1 protein-coding gene is annotated in these 2230 nt (G+C 65.3%); it reads left to right on the top strand.

Annotated elements, in window-relative coordinates:
• Positions 1 to 658: 658 nt before the first annotated feature.
• Positions 659 to 2113: a group II intron reverse transcriptase/maturase gene (gene ltrA / locus ABKW28_RS22675; RefSeq protein WP_348613523.1), complete on the top strand. Its 1455-nt coding sequence runs from the start codon at positions 659 to 661 to the stop codon at positions 2111 to 2113.
• Positions 2114 to 2230 lie beyond the last annotated feature (117 nt).

Genomic DNA, 2230 nt, shown 5'->3' with positions numbered 1-2230 from the left:
GGAGCTGTGCGCCACGAGGCGCTGTGTGTGTCGAGGGGTGGTGAGAGACCACCCTCGTTGGGTCGTCGCAGCGGCCTGATGAAGCTGGGGGCAGCCTGATCCGGGGAACGCCGGGGAGGGTGGCAAGCGGCCCCGACAAAGGCGGGACGTGCTGGTACTGCCAGACAGTGCGGGTCCGTCGAGCGAGATCAGAAGGTGCAACGTAAGTGAATCGGTGTTTGACGCCCCGTAATCGCGAAGCCGTGCTCCAACCTGGCGGATGCGGGCCGGTGTGCAGTGCACCAGGCGTCCTCCTCGGCCTTGGCCGGGAGTGGCGGCTGGACTCCGAAGCCGTTTAGTTCTGTCGGTGGGGAGGTCATGGTGAAGGTCTGCGGCGTAGCCATGACGATGCTGCCGGGGTAGAGCCGGGCGCCTAACTGATCGATCGATCGCATGGTGAACGTGGGAACCACTTGGGGGTTTCCGCACCGGGTCGGGCAGCCAGTCCGATGGGTGCGGATAGGTCCGTTGTCGGCCGACGACCCTCGCAGTGGGACGGAGACCTCGTAGTAGTCGCGGGCGTCACGACCCGCCACGGGGACCGGGAAAGCCGGTCACAGGGCGAAGGGGGTCAGCAAGTCAGCAGTGGACGTGTATGGAATGTCAGGAGAGATCGCTGGTGAATACCGACGAGCTGGAGCAGGTGCTCTACGAAGCACAGGCCCGGGTACTGAAGATCCAGACCAAGCTGCACCGTTGGGCAAGCGATGATCCTCATCGCCGGTTCGACGACCTGTTCAACCTCGTGGCCGACCCGGCCTTCCTTGTGGTGGCCTGGGAACGGGTGCGAGGTAACAAGGGTGCCCGCACGGCGGGAGTGGACGGCCATACGGCCATGTCCATCGAGGGCTGGTACGGCGTCGAGGAGTTCCTCGGCGGTCTCCGGTCAAGTCTGAAGGACCGGAGCTTCTGCCCGTTGCCGGTACGCGAGCGGATGATTCCGAAGACGGGCGGGAAACTGCGCCGTCTGGGGATTCCGACCGTGGCCGACCGGGTGGTCCAAGCCAGTCTGAAACTGGTGCTGGAGCCGATCTTTGAGGCGGACTTCTACCCGTGTTCCTACGGGTTCCGCCCCAACCGTCGGGCCCATGACGCGGTCGCTGAGGTGCGCTACCTCGCTTCGCGCCCACGCTGCTATGAGTGGGTGCTCGAGGGAGACATCGAGGCGTGTTTCGACGAGATCGACCACACCGCCCTCATGGGCCGGGTGCGTCAACGAGTCGGGGACAAACGCGTCCTGGGTCTGGTCAAGGCGTTCTTGAAGGCGGGGATCCTGAAACAGGAGCAATCGCTGGAAGAGACCACCGCCGGGACACCGCAGGGCGGGATTCTCTCGCCGTTGCTGGCCAACGTGGCGTTGTCGGTGCTGGACGAGTTCATCGCCCACAAGCCCGGTGGCCCTGCCTCGGACAGCAATGAACGAGCGCGTCGATTGCGTCACGGGCGGGCCAACTTCCGCCTCGTGCGCTACGCCGACGACTGGTGCCTGATGATCAGGGGCACCCAGTCCGACGCTGAGGCGTTCCGCGAGGAGATCGCCGAGGTACTCGCGACGATGGGTCTGCGCCTGTCGCCGCACAAGACCTTGGTCACCCACATCGATGAAGGCCTCGACTTCTTGGGCTGGCACATCCAACGCCGCAAGAAGCAGGGCACGAACCGGTACTACGTCTACGTCCATCCCGCGAAGAAGGCCGTGCAAGCGGCCACGCGCAAGGTCAAGACGCTGTGCCGACAGGTCGGACTGAATCAATCGCTGGACGACCTGCTGCGTCGGCTCAACCCGATGCTGCGGGGCTGGTGCGGCTACTTCCGCCCCGGTGTCTCGTCGCGAGTCTTCTCCTGGCTCAGCCACTACACGTGGCAACGAGTCTGGCGCTGGCTGCGGCGCAAACACCGTCACGCCACCATCGCCGAACTCCGCCGGCTCTACTGCCACGGAGGATGGTGGCCCAGCAGCCAGGGACGAGAGATGTTCAACCCAGAGAAGTTGAGCACGACCCGCTACCGCTACCGCGGCAAGGTCATTCCCTCCCCCTGGCCGTCCCCAGATGAGGAGCCACACGCAGCCTGACAGGGGCTTGTGGAGAGCCCGGTGCATTGAGAGGTGCCCGCCGGGTTCGGGAAGCGGCCCGGGGAAACGGACCTGCCGTAAGGCAGACACCGCGCCCCGGGCCGACTTTCACCGACC

It is taken from the genome of Nocardioides sp. 31GB23 (assembly GCF_040012395.1).
GTDB lineage: Bacteria > Actinomycetota > Actinomycetes > Propionibacteriales > Nocardioidaceae > Nocardioides > Nocardioides salarius.
Note: the sequence above shows the minus strand (reverse complement) of the source record. Positions and strands in the feature narration are given on the sequence as shown.